An 18,731-nucleotide genomic window follows, 5' to 3' on the forward strand; every position below is an offset into this window, starting at 1 on the left:
CGAGAACGTGATGGGCCCGGCGCGACGCGCCGGGCCCATCCGGGCTTCCTGGGAGGATCACGGCGAGCCGGGGCCGGGCTCACGGATCCGGGAAACGGCCCCTGCCGGGGGCGGTGACAAGGGGTCGTCGCAACTCCTCAGATCGAGACGTTGCGACGACCACGTGAACCCAAGGGGACACGGGGCTCAGGAACTCGCGCCTCGGCGACCCCGGGGCTCGGACTCAGGGATCGAGCCCCGGGACCTCCGGTTCGGAAACCTCGGGTTCAGCGGTGAAGGTAGTCGACCAGGTGGGCCTTCTCGGTCTCCAGCGCCTCGATGGCGCTCTTGACCACGTCACCGATGCTCACGATCCCCGCCAGCCGGCCCGCGCTCACGACCGGCACGTGCCGGATACGGTGCGTGGTCATGGTCTGGCGGAGTCCGTCGACGTTGTCGTCCGGCGAGCAGGTGCGGACCTCGGCCGTCATGATGGAGGACACCGGGTCCTCCAGCACGGCGGCGCCCCGGTCGTGCAGTCGCCGCACCACGTCGCGCTCGGAGACGATGCCCGCGATGGACGAGCCGTCCTCGGACACCACCACGGCGCCGATGTTCTTCTCGGCCAGAACGGCCAGGAACGCGGCGACCGTCGAGTCCGGGCGGATGGTCGCCACCTCCGTGCCCTTGCCTTGAAGAATCGTACCTATCAGCATTGGCATCACCTCGGTTCAGCCTGGCGCGAGTATTCCTACCTTTGCCCTCTTGTGCCACACGCTAAGCACGCAGGAGAGCAAAGTATCGACCGTCAGGTGACGGGCAGCAACCGCACCGCGTCGAGGGCGAGGGTGAGCTCCACGATGTCGAGCGGGCGTGCGAGCGAGCGGCCGGTGAGCTGCTCGATTCGGCGGATGCGGTTGAAAACCGTGTTGCGGTGGCAGTACAGCCGCCCGGCGGCGCGCATGGCCGAGCCCTCGCATCGCAGCCACGCCTCCAGGGTCCCGAGGAGCACCTCCCTGTCGGCCGGGTCGAGGGCGAGGATGGGCCGTAATACGGCACCGCTGAGGTGACCCGCGAGTTCGGGCTGGCTGACCACCAGCGCGGCGGGCAGTCTGTCCTCCAGTCTGGCGATCTCCGGGCCTTCGCCCACGCAGGTCCGCAGGGCCAGTTCGGCGAGCCGCCTGGCGCGGCCCAGCTCGGCCAGTCCCTCGACGACCGGGCTGATCCCGGCGCATCCGGTGACGTACGGGCGAAGCTCTCCGGCGAGGTCGTCCATGTCCGCGTCGCGCAGCAAAACGACCGACACCTCGTAGTCGGGGCGCATCCGCCACAGCAGCCGCATCACGCCCAGGGCGGTCGGCCGCGGAGTGTCGTTCCCGTGGTCGTGGCGGCCGGGCAGCCGGGTGATGACGACGGCGTACCGGCCCAGTTCGGGCAGGTCGAGCGCGGCGGCGGCGCTGCGGACGAGTCCGGCGTCGGCCCGGTCCTCAAGGAGCGCGTCGAGCAGGGCCTGGACCCTCTCGGCTGTGCGGCCGAACAACTCGGACTCCCGTCTCCGGTATGCCTCGGCGGCGGCGATCGCCTGCCGGTCGGTGGCGTGCCACACCTTCGTGGCGCTGCGGATCAGGACAGGCAGGCTGTCCGACTCCTCCTCGGTGACCACGTCGATGAGACCGTCCCACATCACCTGCGCGGAGAGCCGATAGCTGCGCAGCAGGGAGTCCATGGGCAGTCCCTGCTCAGCCCTGCGCCGGGCGGTCCTCTCCGCCTGCGGCACGTCACACCGTTCGGAGCGGGGCAGCAGGATGGCGCCGATACCGTCCCGCATCGCCTCGTAGACGCTCTGCCAGTGGTCGTCGGTGGGAACCATCCGCCGGTACGCCTCGTCGGTGTCACGGATCTTGGCGACGAGCTCGTCGGTGAGCTCGGGAAGTCTCAGCAACAGCCTGCGGGCGGCCAGGCGCATGACCCTGCGTACTTCGTCGTCCGTAACCGGCCGGGTCCCCATCTGGGGATCGTGACAGCAAAACACCTTGCCGAACAAGGTTCTGTTCTGTTTCGTGACCCGGGGTTGTGCACACGCACAACCGGGACCCGTCCCGCATGGGCGTCCGCCCCGACTTCACCCCGCCCTCTGGACGCCGGTGAAGCGTCTCGGTTGGGTGCGTTCATCGGCTGTCAGGAGGCACACATGGACGTGCACGCCCCTCGCCCTCCCGGGGACTCCGGGCTGGCCGTCAGGGATCTGGCGGTGGACTACGGCCCGGTCCCGGCCCTGCGGGGTGTCTCGCTGAGCGTCCCGCGCGGTTCGGTCGTCGCGGTGCTCGGCGGTAACGGCGCGGGGAAGTCGACCCTGCTGCGCGCCGTTTCCGGCACCCTCGGCTTCCACCGGGGCGGCATCACCGCGGGCGAGGTCGGGTTCGGCGGCACACGGCTGTCCGGCGCCGCCACCTCGGCCATCGTGGCGGGGGGTGTCGTCCAGGTACCCGAGGGGCGCAAGGTCTTCGCGCGGATGACGGTCGAGGAGAACCTGCGGGCCGGCGCCCTCGGCGCACCCGACCGGCGGTCGGCGGCCGAGGCGAGGGAGAGGGTGCTCGCGCTCTTCCCCGTGCTCGCCAGGCGCGCCGGACAACGCGCGGGCCTGCTGTCCGGCGGGGAGCAGCAGATGCTCGCCATCGGCCGCGCGCTGATGGCCAGGCCCAGGATGCTGCTGCTCGACGAGCCCACCCTCGGTCTCGCACCGCTGATGGCCGCCAGGATCGCCGAGACCGTCCGCGAGATCAACGCCGACGGCACCACCGTGCTCCTGGTGGAGCAGAACGCCGCGATGGCTCTGTCCCTGGCCTCGTACGCCTACGTGCTGGAGGTCGGCGAGGTGGTGCTGTCGGGGCCGGCCGCGGAACTCGCCGCGAGCGACGAGGTGCGCCGTCGCTACCTTGGCATCGAGGACACCTCCCCGGTCGCGGCCCGTGGGACGCGGAAGGCGGCTCGGCCCGCGCTGTCGAGGTGGTCCGCGTGAGCGACACATACCAACCGGATGGTACGGACCCTTCCATCCCCCGGCTCGACGTGCGTGACGTGACCGTGCGTTTCGCCGGGCTCACCGCGCTGGACGCGGTCGGCTTCACCGTCGAGCCCGGCAGCCTCCACGCGGTGATCGGGCCCAACGGGGCGGGCAAGTCGACCTTCTTCAACGTCCTGTCGGGCGTCTACCGGGCCGCCTCGGGCAGCGTGCGGTTCGGCGACGCGGAACTGACCTCCCTGGCCCCGCACCGTGTCGCCGCCCTGGGCGTGGCGCGCACCTTCCAGAACATCGCCCTGTCGCCGCGCCTGTCGGTAAGGGACAACCTCATGCTCGGCCGCCACCGGCTGACCCGCGCCGGGTTCCTCTCGGCCGGGTTGCGGCTGCCGTCGGCCCGGCGCGAGGCGGCCGCGCACGGCGAGCGGGTGACCGAGATCGCCGCGTTCGTCGGGCTCTCCGAACGGCTGGCCACGCCCGCCGGACTGCTGCCGTACGGCGTGCAGAAGCGCGTGGAGCTGGCGCGGGCCCTGTGCATGGAACCCCGGCTGCTGCTGCTGGACGAGCCGGTCGCCGGCATGAACGGCGGCGAGCGCCGCGACATGGCCGAGTTGATCGTCGCGGTACGGGAGAGCCTCGGCATCTCGATCCTGCTGGTCGAGCACGACATGGGGATCGTCATGCGGCTCGCCGACGCGGTGACGGTCCTGGACTTCGGCAGGCGCATCGCGGACGGTTCTCCCCGCGAGGTGCAGAACGATCCGGAGGTGGTCCGCGCCTACCTGGGCGCGGCGGTGGAAAGCACCGTGGTCGAGAGCGCGACCGCGGTGCTTCCCACCGCCGAGGACGCCACCGAGAGAAACACGACCGTCGAGAACGCGAGCGCGGAAAACACGACGGGCAAGGACACGACCGCTGGAAGCGCGGCGGGCGAGAGCGTGGCGGGCGGGGACGGGGAGGTCGCTTCGTGATCACTTTTCTCGAACTCCTGGTGAACGGGATCTCCGTCGGAGCCGTGTACGCGTTGATCGCCCTGGGCTTCGTCATCATCTTCAAGGCGACCGAGGTGGTGAACTTCGCGCACGCCTCGCTACTGCTGGTCGGCGGCTTCATCGTGGCCAGAACGCACCCGTCGGTGGGCTTCTGGACCGCCCTGCTGCTGGGCGTCGCCGGTGCGGCCGTCGTGGGCGCCCTCATCGAGTTCCTGGTCATCCGCAGGGCGAACACCGCCTCGCACAGCGTGCTGGCGATCGTGACGATCGGCGTCGACATCGTGCTGACGACCGAGCTGACCAGGCGGATCGGCACCGACGTGCTCGCCATGGGCGACCCTTGGCGTGACCGGGTGCTGCATCTGGGTGACGTCAGCGTCGCCCAGACCCGGGTGGTCGCACTGGCCGTCGCGGCGGCCCTGATCACCGCGTTCCTGCTGGCGTTCAAGCACACGAACTGGGGCATCGCCATGCGCGCCACCGCGGAGGACGCGGAGACCGCCGCGCTGATGGGCGTGCGGCGCGGGCGGGTCTCGATGGGAGCCTGGGCGGTCGCCGGGGCGCTCGCCGCCGTCGCGGCGCTCTTCCTGTGCGTCTTCCCGACCCCGGGGCTGGACCGCGGCACCGCCTTCGCGGCGATGAAGGCGTTCCCCGCGGCGATCCTGGGCGGCCTCGACTCCACCACGGGAGCGCTGGCCGGAGGACTGATCATCGGTGTCACCGAGGCCATGATGAGCGGCTACCAGAACGACCTCGCCTTCCTCGGCCGGGGCATCGGCGACGTCGCGCCGTTCCTCGTGATGATCGTGGTCCTGCTCATCCGCCCCGCGGGACTGTTCGGGACGAGGGAGCCGGCACGTGTCTAGGAAGATCATCCTCTCCTGCGCCGCACTGGCCGTGGTGGCGGTCGCCGTACCGTTCTACCTGGAGGGCTTCTGGCTGCAGACCGGGCTCTTCGCGATGTCGGCGGCGATCGGGGCGATCGGTGTCAACCTGCTGACCGGTGCCACCGGCCAGCTGTCCATGGGACACGCCTTCTTCCTGGCGGTCGGCGCGTACGCCTACGTCTACCTCGCCTCCGAGCCGGAGGGCGGCGCACACGCCCTCGGCGGCCTGGGCCTGCCCACCCCCGTGGCGGCGTTGCTCGCGGTGCTCGCGGCGGGCGTCGCGGGCGGCGTGTTCAGCCCCATCGCGGGACGCCTGAAAGGCGCCTACCTCGGCATCGCCACCCTCGCGCTGATCTTCGTCGGCCAGCACGTGCTGTTCAACGCCGAACCCGTGACGGGCGGATACAACGGGCGCCCGGTGCCACCGATGGAGCTGTTCGGGTTCGTGTTCGCCGACACCCCCGAACTGGTGGTCGCGCGGGTGCCCTTTGGTTCGCTGGAGCGGCTGTGGTTTCTGGGCCTGGTCCTGCTGACCGGCGCGGCGCTGTTCGCCCGAGGGGTGCTGCGCGGCCGTCCGGGGAGGGCCATGAACACCATCCGCGACCATGAGATCGCGGCGGGGGTGATGGGCGTGCCGGTGGCCCGCTACCGCGCCGGGGTGTTCGTGCTCTCGTCGATGTACGGAGGGCTGGCCGGGGTCCTGCTCGCGCTGATCTTCCAGCGCACCGTGCCCGACTACTTCGGCCTGCTGCTCTCCCTCGACTACCTTGCGATGATCGTCATCGGTGGACTCGGCTCCGTCGCGGGCGCGGTGATCGGCGCGTTCTTCGTCTCGATGCTCCCCCAGTTGCTCAGCCGCTACAGCGACGCCCTGCCGCTGGTGGCCGAGCCGGGCTCTGGCGGAGTCTCGCCCGCAGAGGCGGCCCGCGTCCTGTACGGCGCCGCCGTCGTCGTCATCGTCCTCTTCCTGCCCGGCGGGCTGCTCGGCCTCGCCGGCCGCCTGCGCCCGGCCGCCGGTCGGCGGCTCGCCCCCGTCCCCGCTTCCTCCGCTCGCGCTTCCCCGGCTCCCGCGGCGACGAAGGCCCCGCCGTCTCCGCCCCCACCCCCCGACTCCCCCGACTCCCCCGACTCCCCCGACACAAGGAACTGATGACATGGGAATCCCAAGAACCCCGGTCCGAGGCGTCGCGGCGCTCGCCGCCCTGGCCCTGGCCGTCACCGCGTGCGCCAGCGAGAAGGCCACCGGGGGCGGCGGGGAGGCCTCCGCCCCCTCCGCCGTCGGGGGGGACGGCGTGAAGACGGGCCCCGGCGTCACCGCCGACAAGATCACGATCGGTCTGATGACCGACCTCACCGGCCCGTACGCCTCGTTCGGCAAGAGCCTGACCCAGGCACAGCAGCTGTACTTCGAGCAGGCGAACGCGGCCGGGGGCGTGTGCGGACGGCAGCTGGAGGCCCTGGTGCGCGACCACGGCTACGACGCGCAGAAGGCGGTCGCGGCCTACACCGAGATCGCCCCGAAGGTGGTGGCGCTCGCCCACGTCGTCGGCTCGCCCATGGTCAACGCGCTCAAGCAGCGCATCGAGACCGACCAGATGCTCACCCTCCCGCAGGCCTGGGCGACCGGACTGCTCGGCAGCAGGGCCATCCAGGTCACCGGGACGACCTACGACATCGACATGATCAACGGGGTTGACTTCCTGACCAGGGAGAAGGGCCTCAAGTCCGGGGACAGGATCGGGCACCTGTACTTCGAGGGCGACTACGGTGAGAGCGCCCTCAACGGCTCCAAGTACGCGTCGGAGAAGCTCGGCCTCACGCTCGTGGAACAGAAGATCAAGGCCACCGACCAGGACATGAGCGCCCAGGTCGCCGCGTTCAAGGCGGAGGGCGTCAAGGCCGTCCTCGTCTCCGTCGGTCCGAGGCAGACCGCCTCGCTCGTCGGCGTCTCGCTCGCCAAGGGCATGGACGTGCCGTTCGTCGGCAGCAACTCGGCCTACTCCCCGCAACTGCTGCCCACTCCGGCCGGGCCCGCCCTGCTGAAGGACTTCTACTACATGACCGCCGGCACGCCGATCAGCTCAGAACTGCCCGCCCTGAAGAAGCTGGCCGCCGACTATACGGCGAAATATCCGGACACGGCCATCGACAGCGGCGTCCCCGCGGGCTACTCGGCGGCGGCGATCGTCGTCGACGCGCTCAAGAAGGCCTGCGAGGGCAAGGACCTGACCCGGGCGGCGGTGGTCGCCGCGCACCGCGGCCAGTCGGCCTGGGGCGAGGAGTTCGGCACGATCATGGACTTCACCGCCTTCGACAGGCCCGCCTCGCTGCTGTCGTACGTGGCCAAGCCGGACAAGGCGGCCCTGGGCGGCGCGGTCGTCTTCGAGGAGGCCGCGACGTCCGACCTGGCCAAGGAGTACCGGGTCCCGGTGGGCTGACCCACGGTCCCCTGTGCTCCTCTGTGCGGCCCGGTACGCGCCGGGTGTGCGGGGCCGCACCGCTCCGGGCTAGCGTGGGGGCGACCAGAGACCTCCGCTCCCGGGAACACGATGACCCAGAAGCTCAACACCGGCAGCCACGACCTGCCGGTCTCCGAGGCCCTCGCCGCGTTCATGAACACCGGCTGGGCCGACACGCACCGCGACGACCTGGCCCCGCTGCCGCAGGCGGCCTACACCGCCAAGCGGCGCGCCGCGCTCGCCGCCCGCTTTCCCGGCGAGCGGCTGGTCGTCCCGTCCGGCACGCTCAAGGTCCGCAGCAACGACAGCGACTACCGGTTCCGGGCGCACAGCGCCTTCGCCTACCTCACCGGCGACCAGGAGCCCGACGACGTGCTGGTCGTCGAGCCCTCAGGGGAGGCCACGTTGTTCCTGCGCCCCCGCTCACCGAGATCGGCGCCGGGCGAGGCCGGGCAGGAGTTCTACCGCGACCGCCGCTACGGCGAGTTCTGGGTGGGCCGCCGCCCCGACCTGGCCGAGGCCGAGGCCCTGCACCAGATCGCCTGCGCGCCGATCGACAGACTGGACGACGTGCTCGGCGGACCGGCGCGGGTGCTGCGCGGGGTGGACGCGTCGGTCGACGCGCGGGTCTCCCCCGGCGACGGCGACGAGGAGCTGGAGACGTTCCTGTCCGAGATGCGGCTGATCAAGGACGAGTGGGAGGTCGCCGAGCTGCAGTTCTCGATCGACGCCACCGTGCGCGGGTTCGAGGACGTGGCGCGGGCCCTGCCGGCCGCGCTGGGACACCGGCGCGGCGAACGCTATCTGGAGGGGGTCTTCGGCCTCCGCGCCCGCCTGGAGGGCAACGCGGTCGGCTACGACAGCATCGTGGCCTCCGGCGCCAACGCGTGCGTGCTGCACTGGATCCGCAACGACGGGCGGCTGGACGCGAACGAACTGCTGCTCCTCGACGCGGGCGTGGAGACCGACCACCTCTACACCGCCGACATCACCAGGACCCTCCCGCTCTCCGGGCGCTTCAGCCCGGTCCAGCGCCAGGTCTACGAGCTGGTGTACGAGGCCCAGGAGGCGGCGATCGCCACCCTGCGCCCCGGTGTGAGCTTTCGTGACTTCCACCGCGCGGCCATGAGGGTCATCGCGGAAGGGCTGCACGACTGGGGTGTGCTGAAGATCGGCGCGGACGAGGCGATGGAGCCCGGCAGCGGCCTGTACCGCCGCTACACGCTGTGCAGCAGCGGCCACATGCTCGGCATGGACGTGCACGACTGCGCCAGGGCCCGCTCGGAGGTCTACCTGGACGGTGTGCTGGAGGAGGGACAGGTGCTGACGGTCGAGCCCGGCCTCTACCTGCAACCGGATGACCTCACGCTTCCGCCGGAACTGCGCGGTATCGGCGTGCGCATCGAGGACGACCTGATCATCACCTCCGACGGCGCCCGCCTCATGTCGGCCGGGCTGCCCCGCCACCCCGACAAGGTGGAGAGATGGATGGAGGATTCAGGCGTCACGAGTTGAGCGGGCGAGGACGGCAGACGACGGCAGACGACGGCAGACGACGGCAGACGACGACTGGGAAAAGGTCGCCGCGCTCTCGACCTCGGGCAGGGCGGCGATCTTTTCGCGGATCCGCCGCCTCCGCCACACCCTCACGTGCGTTCCTTCACCTGCCCCATCGGCGGCGTGGCCGATCCCGGCTGGTCATCGGGGTTGGGAGCGACAGCGGGAACCACAGGAGTTCCCTCACCTCGCCGCCTCGCCACCACGAGCGAACGACGCCTTCTGAGGTAGATTCTGATCTATGACCCCGAAGCAAGCCCCGCCCGGCGAGCGAAGTGGTCGACTGGGGGGTGGACCCGTTGGAGTCGTGGTCACACGCGCGGTGAACGAAAGTGGTGAGCGGCCGGTGAAAGATCAGGAGCCTCGCTGGCTGTCCTCCGTCGAGCAACGGGCATGGCGTGCCCACCTCGCCGCGCACAAGCTCCTCGAGCATCGCCTCGATCGTGAGCTCCAACCCCTCGGACTCTCGTTCAACGACTACGAGATCCTGGTGAACCTGTCGGAGACCTCCGGTCAGCGCATGCGGATGAGCGATCTGGCGGAGGCCACGATCCAGTCCCGCAGCCGCCTGTCACATCAGATCTCCCGGATGGAGGCCGCCGGTCTGGTCGCCAGGGAGACCTGCGCCGACGACAGGCGCGGCACCTTCGCCGTCCTCACCGAGCACGGCTGGGCCACCATCCAGAAGGTCGCACCCCACCACGTGACCGGCGTGCGCCGTCACTTCATCGACCTGCTCACCGACGATCAGCTGATCGAACTGGAAGCGGCGTACGCGCCGGTGGTCAAGCACCTCAAAAGCATCCGCTGACGCGAAACCGATACCGGTCGTTCCTCGTTAGTAGACCGGAAGGTCGTTACGATCCGCCCATGTCTGCTCGCCGGATCCTCATCACCGCGGTGATCGCCGCGTTATCCCTGGTCACCGCATGCAGTGGCGGCGGTGCCTCCGACGGCACGACAGCCCTTCCCAGCGGAGCCGAGCTGGTCAAGAAGTCCGCGGAGGCGATGCGCTCCGTGAAGTCCGCCACCTTCTCCCTGGAGACCGAGGGCACCCCACCCGTACCGGTCAAGAAGGCCTCCGGTCGTCTCAGCGGGACCGGCGACGCGGACGGCACCCTCCAGATCGACGTACTGGGCAGTCTCCAGGAGATCAACTTCGTGCTGATCGGGGAGACCGTCCACTTCAAGGGCGTGACCGGCGGCTTCCAGCAGATGTCGCGGAGCCAGCTGGCGGCGATCTACGACCCGTCCGCCATCCTCAACCCGGAGAAGGGCGTCGTACAGCTACTGACCAACGCGCTCGACGCGAAGACCCAGGCGGCGGAGAAGCTGGACGGCGTCGACACCTACCGGGTCTCGGCGACGCTCTCCCAGCAGGTGCTCGCCACGATGGTGCCCGGTCTCACCCAGAATGTCGACGCGGTGCTCTGGATCGACAAGGCCACCAACCGGCTGCTCAAGGCGGACCTGCCACTGACCGACGGCAAGGTGATCGTGGCCTTCGGCGACTACGACGTGCCGGTCCAGGTCACCGCTCCGGCGGAGTGACGGTGACCCGCACAGTGACCCGCACGGTGACCCGCAGATGACCTACACCGCCTCGGGCGACGCCCTTCCCACCCGGCGGCGAACCGCCCTCGGCGTCGGCGGCACCGCGGTGCTGCTCGCGGCCCTGGACGCCTACGTCGTGGTGACCGTCCTCGTCGACATCGCGAGGGACGTCGACGTTCCCCTCAACCACCTGGAGCGGGCCACCCCGATCGTCACCGGTTTCCTGCTCGGCTACATCGCGGCCATGCCGCTGCTCGGCCAGCTCTCCGACCGGTACGGCAGGCGCCCGCTCATCCACCTGTGCCTGGCGGGCTTCGCAGCGGGCTCGGTGATCACCGCGCTGGGTGAGACCGTGCCCTGGCTCGTCGCGGGGCGGACCCTGCAGGGAGTGGCGGGCGGCGCGCTGCTGCCCATCACCATGGCCCTGATCGGGGATTTGTGGGAGGAGGACGAGCGCCCGGTGGCGCTCGGCGCGGTGGGGTCGGCCCAGGAACTCGGCAGCGTGCTGGGCCCTCTGTACGGTGCCGCCCTCGCCGCCCTCGTCCCTGCCGGGCTCCAGATCGGCGGCGTGCAACTCGGCGGCTGGCGGTCGATCTTCTGGTTGAACGTCCCACTGGTGGCCCTGGCCGCGGTGGCCGTGCAGCGGTCGGTGCCGCCGCCCTCCCGCGACAGGGAACCCGGGGCGGGAAAGCGCGTCGACGTGGTGGGCGGGCTGCTGCTCGCGCTCTCGCTCGGCCTGCTCGTGGCCGGTCTCTACAACCCCGACCCCGGCCGGTCGGTCCTCCCCCCGTGGGGCATGCCCATGATCGTCGCCGGGGTCGTGTCCGGCGCGGCGTTCGTCGCCTGGGAGTGGCGCTCCAGGACCCGGCTGATCGACATGACGGGGGTGCGGCGCGGCCCGTTCTTCGCCACGCTCGGGGTGAGCTTCCTGACCGGCGCCGCGCTGCTGGTCACCCTGGTCGACGTGCAGCTGTCGGCGCAGACGCTGCTGGGGCTCAACAGCCTGGACGGCGCCCTGGTGCTGTCGCGCTTCCTCGTCGCGCTCTCGGTCGCCGCGCTGGTGGGCGGCGTGATGGCCCGCCGCTACGGCGAACGCGCGGTGACGGTGCTCGGGCTCGCGGTGGCCACGGCCGGGTACGCGCGCATCGGCCAGTGGCCCCTGGACCTGGCCTCGGCCGGATATCGCATGGACGTCGACCTCGTCGTCGCCGGCCTGGGTCTCGGCCTGGTGATCGCCCCGGTCTCCTCCGCGGTGCTGCGGGCCGTGCCCGCCGTCCAGCACGGGGTGGCCTCGGCGGCGGTGGTCGTGGCCCGGATGATGGGCATGCTGCTCGGCGTCGCCGCGCTGTCCGCGTGGGGCTTCCATCGCTTCCAGTCACTCACCGCCGACCTGGACACGCCGCTGCCCTTCGGGGTGGACCCCGTCGTGTACGCCGGGCGGCTCGCCGAGTACCAGGAAAAGGTGAAGGAGGCGCTGCACACCGAGTACAGCGAGATCTTCCTGATCACGGCCGTCCTGTGCGGGGTGGGCGCGCTGGTCGCGCTACTCCTGCCCCGCGGATCCCGGCGAGCCGACCGATCCTGACCCCGACACCCGCGCCGACCGGGCATGAGCCGGAACCGGAACCGGGCACGACCTCGACGCGGAACGGCCCGGTTCCGGCCCTCGACGCGGACCGGAACCAACCCCCGAGAGGCGGTCAGGTGAAGTAGCGCAGCCAGACGTACACCCAGGCCATGAGCGTGCTCAGCACCGTCACGACGATGCCGTACTTGGTGAACTGCCAGAAGCTGATCGGGTGTCCCGTCCGCGCCGCGATGCCGATCGCGACCACGTTCGCGCTGGCCGCGACCGCCGTACCGTTGCCGCCGAAGTCGGCACCCAGCGCGAACGCCCACCACAGCGCCTGCCCGGTCGCCGGATCGGGGGCCTGCGCCACCATCCCCTCGACGACCGGTGCCATCGTCGCGACGTAGGGGATGTTGTCGAAGAAAGCCCCCAGCACGCTGGAGCCGAACAGCAGCGACGTCGCCGCGAGGAAGTAGTCGTCGCCGACCACGTCGATCGCCCACGTCCCGATCGTCGCGATCACACCGGTCTGGACCAGGCCCGCGACCATCACGAACAGTCCCATGAAGAACACCAGCGTCGGCCACTCGACCTCCGCCAGCACCTCCGAGACCGACAGCCGCGACAGCAGGAGCATCACCCCCGCTCCGACGAGGGCGACGATGGACGGCTCGATGTGCACCACCGCGTGCATCCCGAACCCCACCACCACCACGGCGAGCACCGCCAGGCACCGCACGAGCAGGCGTGGGTCGGTGATCGCCCGCCTCTCCTGCAGGGCCATCACCGCGGAGACGTGCTCGGGGTTGTACTGGAAGGAGCTCCTGAACAACACTTTGGTCAGCAGGACGAACACAACGAAGATGATGACCACGACGGGTGCCATGTGCACCAGGAAGTCATTGAACGTCAGCCCCGCCCGACTGCCGATGATGATGTTGGGCGGGTCCCCGATGAGGGTGGCCGCACCACCGATGTTGGAGGCGAGCACCTCCGCGATCAGGTAGGGCTGCGCCGGGATCCGCAGCCGGTCGCACACCACCACCGTGACCGGCGCCACCAGCATGATCGTGGTGACGTTGTCGAGGAAGGGCGAGGCGATCGCTGTGATCACCATCAGCATGACCATGAGCCGGTACGGATCGCCTTTGGACCGCTTGGCCGCCCAGATCGCCAGGTAGTCGAAGATTCCCGTCTGCTTGATGATCCCTACGATGATCATCATCCCCAGCAGCAGGAAGATGACGTTCCAGTCGATGCCCTCGTGCTCGGAGAAGAAAACCTCCGATCCCGGTATCAACCCCAGGACCGCCATCACACCGGCGGCGATGAGGACCACCTTGACCTTGTTGGCCTTCTCGGTGGCGATGAAGAAGAACGCGACTAGAAAGATCGATAGGGCGAGCAGCGCGCTCAAGACTCACCCAGACCGAAGACCGCCAGGCTGGTGAGGAGCCGCTCCAGCGTGATCGCCCCGATCAGTGAGGCGTCTCGATCGACCACGGCCACGATCGGGCTGCGAGTCCTGGCCATCAGCGCGGCCACCTCGAGCAGGTTCGCCGTCGTGGAGACGGTGACCGGCCTGGCGGCATCGCGCGGCAGGCAGTCGCCGACCGTGCGATTGCCCAGCTCCTGCCAGAACTGGTCCGCGTAGTCCTCGTCGATGGTCCTGGCGAGGGCGGGATCCTCCTGGTAGGAACCGGGCACGGCGAGCCGCAGCACCTGGGTGCCGGGGAGCACCACCTTGGGCCGCGAGAGGTCGTCCACGATGATGAGCCCCGGCAGGCGGCCGATCACCATGATCCTGACCGCCTTCGCGACGGAGTCACCCTTGGTGACCGTCGGAATGGTCACCGCGATGTCGCGCGCTTGCATGGCACCTTCCCGTCGGGGGAGGTGGCGTACCGCGGGCGGTGTGCTCACGAGGCCCCTCCTGTACTCCCTGTGACCCCTGTGGCCTGCGTGGCCCTGGCGATGTCGGCCATCCGTCGTTCGAGGGCGGCGAGCCTGTCGTCCACCGAGCGGCTGTGCAGGACCTGCGCGATCTGGTCGGCCTCGTCCTGCTCCAGCGCGATGGCCTGCGCCGGCTCGTCGCCCGCGCCGTACACCAGAAGCCGCCGCGGTCCGTCGCTCTCCACGATGACCGCGAGTCGCTGACCGTCTCGGGTAGCGAAGTGGAACAGGGTTCCCGTACCGGGGACGGTCGTGCGGGTGATGTCCATATCGGCGATCACTTCCTTCCACTCGTGGTCGCCGTCACGACGCGAGTCGTTCCGCCCAGCGGATCAGGTCCTCGCGGCGCCGCACCTCGACGCGGGTGATCGCCACCAGTGCCACCTCGACGCCCCAGTGGCGGGCCTCGTCGCCGGCCGCGCAGGCGAGGTCGACCCGCTTGGACAGCCGGGACAGGTCGCGTCTCCCGACGTAGTCGCGGACCTCCGCCTCGACGGCGGCGAGTTTGGCGGCGTCCGGTGAGCCCGGGTAGGAGGCGCACGCCACGGGGTCGGCGATGAAGGCTCGGGCGGCCGCGTTCACCGTGATCGTGGCACCGTCGCGGGTGACGGCGTCCAGCCAGAGAATGCCGACATCGCTCGTACCCATCGCCCTCTCCCGTCTGCTGGTGGTCGCCGCCCTTTCATCCCATCGGTCCCACCTCTTCGCCGCCATTGGGGTCGGCACCCATCTGAGCAGGGGTGAAACATGTAGGGGCGGCACACGGGTATGGGAGGCACCCCGGATGGACAGCCTGTGCCACAACGAGGAAGCTGGTCAGATGAGCGAACGCACCCACCGTCAAGCAGGGGCGCGCAGTCCGGGGCGCATCCTGTTCAGGCGGCTGTTCGCGATCAACGGGCTGGTCTTCACCGTCGGTACGCTGGTGCTCGCCCTCTCACCGGCCACCGTCTCCTCCCCGGTGCTCCTGACCGAGATCCCGGTGCTGACGGTCGGCCTGGCGGTGATCCTGACGGCGAACGCCCTGCTCCTGCGCACCAGTCTGGCACCGCTCGACGCGCTCACCGCCCTCATGCAGCGTGTGGACCTGCTGCACCCCCATAATCGGCTGCCCAGCGGCGGCAATCGTGACCTCGCCCACCTGATCGACACCTTCAACGCGATGCTGGACCGGCTGGAGGCCGAACGCAGCGCCAGCAGCGCCCACGCCCTCGCGGCTCAGGAGGGCGAGCGACGCCGCATCGCCCGCGAGCTGCACGACGAGATCGGCCAGAGCCTGACCGTGGTCCTGCTGAGCCTCAAACACGCCGCCAACCGCGCGCCGCAAGAGCTGCGCGAGGACCTGCACGCGGTGCAGGAGAGCGTCCGCGCGAGCCTGGACGAGGTGGGGCAGGTCGCCCGCCGCCTGCGTCCCGGCGTCCTGGAAGACCTCGGCCTGCAGAGCGCCCTCAGCGCGCTGAGCAGCGATTTCTCCCAGAGCACCGGCGTTCCCGTGACACGCAGGGTCGAAGCCGACCTACCCTCGCTGAGCGAGGACGTCGAGCTGGTCCTCTACCGCATCGCCCAGGAGGGCCTGACCAACGCGGCCAGGCACGCCCGGGCATCCAACGTCGAGGTGTCGCTGACCGTCCGGCCCGGCGTCCTGGAACTGCGCATCACCGACGACGGCCGCGGCGGCGTACGCCAGGATGGGGCGGGTATCCGCGGAATGCGGGAGCGCGCCCTGCTCATCGGCGCCCAACTGACCGTGACCTCTCCGCAGGACGGCGGCACCGACGTCCGCCTCACCGTACCGGTCGCCGACACCGAACGGAGAGCCTCATGAGCACTGTGACCCCTGGGACCCCCGGGACCCCCGGGACCCCCGTGAGCGTCGGGAGCCCCACCAGGATCCTGCTCGCCGACGACCACGCCCTGGTCCGCCGCGGACTGCGGCTGATCCTGGACGCCGAGCCCGATCTCAGGGTGGTGGCCGAGGCCGCCAACGGCGCCGAAGCGGTGGAGGCGGCCACTCCCGAGGGGGTCGACCTCGCCATCCTCGACATCGCGATGCCTCGCATGACCGGCCTGCAGGCGGCCCGCGAGATCTCACGGCGCGCGCCCGGCATCCGGCTGCTGATCCTGTCGATGTACGACAACGAGCAGTACTTCTTCGAGGCGCTCAAGGCGGGAGCCTCGGGCTACGTGCTGAAGTCGGTGGCCGACCGCGACCTGCTGGAGGCGTGCAGGGCGGCGATGCGCGGTGAGCCGTTCCTGTATCCGGGTGCCGTCACCGCCCTGATCAGGCACTACCTGCAGCGCGACAGGATGGGGCAGAGCATGCCCGACAGCATCCTCACCCCGCGCGAGGAGGAGATCGTCAAGCTGATCGCCGAGGGCAACTCCGCCAAGCAGGTCGCCGAGACCCTCTTCATCAGCGTGAAGACCGTCGACCGGCATCGCGCCAACATCCTGCAGAAGCTCGGCATGCGCGACCGGCTCGACCTCACCCGCTACGCCATCCGCGCCGGCCTGATCGAACCCTGACCCGCCACCCACGCGGGCCTGATCGACACGAACAGCACGAACCTCGGCGGCGGGGAGGGTGCCCCCGCGCCTTCGATCAATCCTCTCCGCCTCGGCCAGGCGAGGGTGGGGCGAGCTGGAACCAGACGCTCGTGCTTCCGGGTGATCGATGGAAACCCCAGCGGGCCGCCAGGGTGTCGACCAGGGCGAGACCTCGGCCGCTCGGGGATTCCTCCTCGGCCACCCTCGGGTACGGGATCCTGGAGGACCCGCAGTCCCGGACCGCGACCAGCACGCCGCCGGTCGCGAACGCCAGCGAGACGAGGAACTCCCGCTGGACCGCGTGCCGGATCACGTTCCCGGCGAGCTCGCTGGTGAGCAGGACCGCGTCGTCCCTGCGCGGATGGTCCTCCCCCAGCAGGTCGGCGACGAAGGTACGGGCCGACCTGACCTGCGAGGCCGTGGCCGCGAACCGGCGGGAGAAGCTCGGCGAGGCGGACAGCACGTCCAGCGCGAACAGCTGCCAGTCCAGGCCGGAGAACCTCCGATCCGCGCCGTTGAACCGGGCGCTCCGGAACCATCCGGAGATCCCGCCGACGATCAGAGCACGCGAACGCTTCCCCATCATCCCTGTCCCTTCCTTCGTTCACAGAACCGATCGCTCCAGGAACGTTCCATCTCGCCTGACATGGCTTGTCCACATAGCGATACGCCGCCATCCGGCAGCTCACACGGGCGCCACCTTTCGCGGCGAGAGCGGCGTCCTCGACGCTTCGACCTCACCCAACCGCGATTACTGAACGCTTTTGATCGATCGCCTTCGGTGACCTATCGCTGGGGTCTACAGTGAGCTTCGCGGTTCCGGAGCGCAAGCTGGTTGAGCGAAATAGTTACGCCGAGTTTCTTTCTCGGCCCATCCTGATCGAGATCATTACTGCGGGAGGGAAAATGAACACCGACATACCGTCGCTTCGACAGCGCTGGCTCGGCGCGAAACTGGCAGAACTTCGCGCGGCGGCGGGAATCCCTTCACTTGCCATAGCAGCGGACAAATGCAAACGTTCCACGGCCTCGCTCAGCCGCATCGAGAACGGCATGGTCGGCATCCCTCCGCGCGACGTGCCTCCGATCCTGGATGCCTACGGAGTCACCGACCCAGCCGTCCGGGACAAGCTCATGGTCGTCGCGGCTGAGATACAACAGGAACGACGCGGCTGGTGGGTCGAGCACGGCGACGCGTTGGCGCCTTCGTACGTAGACCTGATACGGCTCGAATCGACGGCGACCGAGATCCAAACCTACGAGGCATACCTGATGCCGGGGCTGCTGCAGACAGAGGCGTATGCCCGAACGTTCGTGTCCGCCATGCAAGGCCTGAGCAGCGCCACCGAGCTTGGGGAGTTCGTCGCCGTCCGGGCGGCACGCAAGACCATCCTCAGGCGGCAGGAACCGGTCATCCTACGCGCCGTGATCAGCGAGGCCGCCCTCCGTCATCCCATTGGCGGCCCGGAGATCTTTCGTGATCAGATCGAGTATCTACGCGAGTGCGCGGCATGGCCCAACGTCACCCTGCAGATTCTGCCGTTCACCAGCCAACCTCATCCTGGAATGTCAGGAGCCTTCACCATCCTGCGTCTTCCCAGCCTGGACGTCGCGCATGTCGAGACGATGAACACCGACGCCTACATCGAAGACGAACACAGCGTCGAACAGTATCTCCGAGCTTTCGATCACCTCTGCGATCTTGCCCTGAGCCCTGATAAATCAGTCTCTTTCCTGCAGGAGATAGCCGTTACGCTCTAATTGTCGCGATTTATCCAGGGAGGACGTTCAACGATGGTTGGCGATCAGCATTCCTGCGGAGTTTGGCGTAAAAGCGCTCGCAGCGGCGCTCAGAGCAACTGCGTCGAAGCACGCTTCGACGGCACCGTCGTCTGGCTGCACAACTCCAACAACCCCTCCCCCCACGGTCCCGTCCTCGCCGTCACACCGAAAACCTGGCTTACCCTCCTCGACCAGGTCCGAGCGGGCAACCTCACCCTCAGAAAACCGGCCTCCCCCACCCTCGTCGCGGGTCACCTCCTCATCGGCCTCGACGGCGACCGCGTCACCATCCAGGACAGCGACACCCCGCCCACAATCACCGTCACCTACACACTCGGCGAATGGCACACGTTCCTCGACGGGGTGACCCACGACGACGAGTTCACCCTCCCCTGGCTCCTCGGCACCCCGATCGGCGCCTGACCTTCGGGA

The 18,731-nt window shown here is 69.6% G+C and carries 20 protein-coding genes; 13 read left to right on the forward strand and 7 right to left on the reverse strand.

The genetic code is table 11. The features are described 5' to 3' along the window. Window positions 1-266: 266 nt before the first annotated feature. Entirely contained in the window at window positions 267-695 is a 429-nt protein-coding gene (locus ABZ664_RS11170) for a CBS domain-containing protein (protein ID WP_362506548.1), read from the reverse strand. A 92-nt stretch (window positions 696-787) separates the two neighbouring features. Further along, on the reverse strand, window positions 788-1,987 hold the full coding sequence (locus tag ABZ664_RS11175; RefSeq protein WP_362506551.1) for a helix-turn-helix domain-containing protein: 1,200 nt from the start codon (window positions 1,985-1,987) through the stop codon (window positions 788-790). A gap of 183 nt (window positions 1,988-2,170) precedes the next feature. Between ABZ664_RS11175 and ABZ664_RS11180 the strand changes: the two genes are divergently transcribed. The 9 genes from ABZ664_RS11180 (at window position 2,171) to ABZ664_RS11220 (ending at window position 12,032) form a co-directional block, all read left to right on the forward strand. Then, window positions 2,171-2,998 (forward strand): ABC transporter ATP-binding protein, encoded by an 828-nt coding sequence (locus ABZ664_RS11180; protein ID WP_362506554.1) that lies wholly within the window; start codon window positions 2,171-2,173, stop codon window positions 2,996-2,998. Further along, on the forward strand, window positions 2,995-3,969 hold the full coding sequence (locus tag ABZ664_RS11185; RefSeq protein ID WP_362506557.1) for an ABC transporter ATP-binding protein: 975 nt from the start codon (window positions 2,995-2,997) through the stop codon (window positions 3,967-3,969). The genes ABZ664_RS11180 and ABZ664_RS11185 overlap by 4 nt, the downstream gene beginning before the upstream one ends. Continuing rightward, window positions 3,966-4,856 carry a branched-chain amino acid ABC transporter permease gene (locus ABZ664_RS11190; protein WP_362506560.1) on the forward strand — a complete coding sequence of 297 codons (891 nt, stop codon included), beginning with the start codon at window positions 3,966-3,968 and terminating at the stop codon, window positions 4,854-4,856. The genes ABZ664_RS11185 and ABZ664_RS11190 overlap by 4 nt, the downstream gene beginning before the upstream one ends. Then, window positions 4,849-6,027, forward strand: coding sequence for a branched-chain amino acid ABC transporter permease (locus tag ABZ664_RS11195; RefSeq protein ID WP_362506563.1), 1,179 nt, complete (start codon window positions 4,849-4,851; stop codon window positions 6,025-6,027). Before ABZ664_RS11190 ends, ABZ664_RS11195 begins: the two co-directional genes overlap by 8 nt. Window positions 6,028-6,031: 4 nt before the next feature. After that, a complete protein-coding gene (locus ABZ664_RS11200; protein WP_362506566.1) occupies window positions 6,032-7,315 on the forward strand; it encodes an ABC transporter substrate-binding protein in 1,284 nt (427 codons plus the stop codon). Window positions 7,316-7,426: 111 nt separating this feature from the next. Continuing rightward, window positions 7,427-8,851 (forward strand): aminopeptidase P family protein, encoded by a 1,425-nt coding sequence (locus ABZ664_RS11205; RefSeq protein ID WP_362506569.1) that lies wholly within the window; start codon window positions 7,427-7,429, stop codon window positions 8,849-8,851. A 388-nt stretch (window positions 8,852-9,239) separates the two neighbouring features. Continuing rightward, window positions 9,240-9,704 (forward strand): MarR family transcriptional regulator, encoded by a 465-nt coding sequence (locus ABZ664_RS11210; protein WP_362506572.1) that lies wholly within the window; start codon window positions 9,240-9,242, stop codon window positions 9,702-9,704. A 59-nt stretch (window positions 9,705-9,763) separates the two neighbouring features. Further along, window positions 9,764-10,444, forward strand: a complete 681-nt coding sequence (locus ABZ664_RS11215) for an LppX_LprAFG lipoprotein (protein ID WP_362506575.1) — start codon at window positions 9,764-9,766, stop codon at window positions 10,442-10,444. A 37-nt stretch (window positions 10,445-10,481) separates the two neighbouring features. Beyond that, window positions 10,482-12,032, forward strand: a complete 1,551-nt coding sequence (locus ABZ664_RS11220; RefSeq protein WP_362506578.1) for an MFS transporter — start codon at window positions 10,482-10,484, stop codon at window positions 12,030-12,032. Between the two features lie 115 nt (window positions 12,033-12,147). Here ABZ664_RS11220 and ABZ664_RS11225 read toward each other — a convergent pair whose 3' ends face one another. Genes ABZ664_RS11225 through ABZ664_RS11240 form a run of 4 tightly spaced genes read right to left on the reverse strand, consistent with a single transcriptional unit; the run spans window position 12,148 to window position 14,618 of the window. Next, window positions 12,148-13,434, reverse strand: coding sequence for an ArsB/NhaD family transporter (locus ABZ664_RS11225; protein ID WP_362506581.1), 1,287 nt, complete (start codon window positions 13,432-13,434; stop codon window positions 12,148-12,150). Further along, window positions 13,431-13,892, reverse strand: a complete 462-nt coding sequence (locus tag ABZ664_RS11230; RefSeq protein WP_362506584.1) for a CBS domain-containing protein — start codon at window positions 13,890-13,892, stop codon at window positions 13,431-13,433. Before ABZ664_RS11230 ends, ABZ664_RS11225 begins: the two co-directional genes overlap by 4 nt. Window positions 13,893-13,936: 44 nt before the next feature. Then, the gene (locus ABZ664_RS11235) at window positions 13,937-14,239 is read right to left on the reverse strand and encodes a hypothetical protein (protein ID WP_362506587.1); all 303 of its coding nucleotides are present in this window, start codon (window positions 14,237-14,239) and stop codon (window positions 13,937-13,939) included. 34 nt (window positions 14,240-14,273) lie between these two features. Continuing rightward, a complete protein-coding gene (locus ABZ664_RS11240; protein ID WP_362506590.1) occupies window positions 14,274-14,618 on the reverse strand; it encodes a hypothetical protein in 345 nt (114 codons plus the stop codon). Between the two features lie 172 nt (window positions 14,619-14,790). Between ABZ664_RS11240 and ABZ664_RS11245 the strand changes: the two genes are divergently transcribed. Next, window positions 14,791-15,795, forward strand: coding sequence for a histidine kinase (locus tag ABZ664_RS11245; RefSeq protein ID WP_362506593.1), 1,005 nt, complete (start codon window positions 14,791-14,793; stop codon window positions 15,793-15,795). Next, window positions 15,792-16,496 carry a response regulator transcription factor gene (locus tag ABZ664_RS11250; protein ID WP_362506596.1) on the forward strand — a complete coding sequence of 235 codons (705 nt, stop codon included), beginning with the start codon at window positions 15,792-15,794 and terminating at the stop codon, window positions 16,494-16,496. The genes ABZ664_RS11245 and ABZ664_RS11250 overlap by 4 nt, the downstream gene beginning before the upstream one ends. A gap of 76 nt (window positions 16,497-16,572) precedes the next feature. On the opposite strand, the gene ABZ664_RS11255 is transcribed toward ABZ664_RS11250, so the two are convergent. Beyond that, on the reverse strand, window positions 16,573-17,103 hold the full coding sequence (locus tag ABZ664_RS11255; protein ID WP_362506599.1) for an ATP-binding protein: 531 nt from the start codon (window positions 17,101-17,103) through the stop codon (window positions 16,573-16,575). Between the two features lie 218 nt (window positions 17,104-17,321). On the opposite strand from ABZ664_RS11255, the gene ABZ664_RS11260 reads away from it, so the two are divergent. Together ABZ664_RS11260 and ABZ664_RS11265 are read left to right on the forward strand one after the other, a co-directional pair. Beyond that, window positions 17,322-18,278, forward strand: coding sequence for a helix-turn-helix transcriptional regulator (locus ABZ664_RS11260; protein ID WP_362506602.1), 957 nt, complete (start codon window positions 17,322-17,324; stop codon window positions 18,276-18,278). A gap of 33 nt (window positions 18,279-18,311) precedes the next feature. Next, on the forward strand, window positions 18,312-18,722 hold the full coding sequence (locus tag ABZ664_RS11265) for a DUF397 domain-containing protein (protein ID WP_362506605.1): 411 nt from the start codon (window positions 18,312-18,314) through the stop codon (window positions 18,720-18,722). The last annotated feature ends 9 nt before the right edge of the window (window positions 18,723-18,731 follow it).

The organism is Streptosporangium sp. NPDC006930 (assembly GCF_040635605.1).
Lineage (GTDB): Bacteria > Actinomycetota > Actinomycetes > Streptosporangiales > Streptosporangiaceae > Streptosporangium.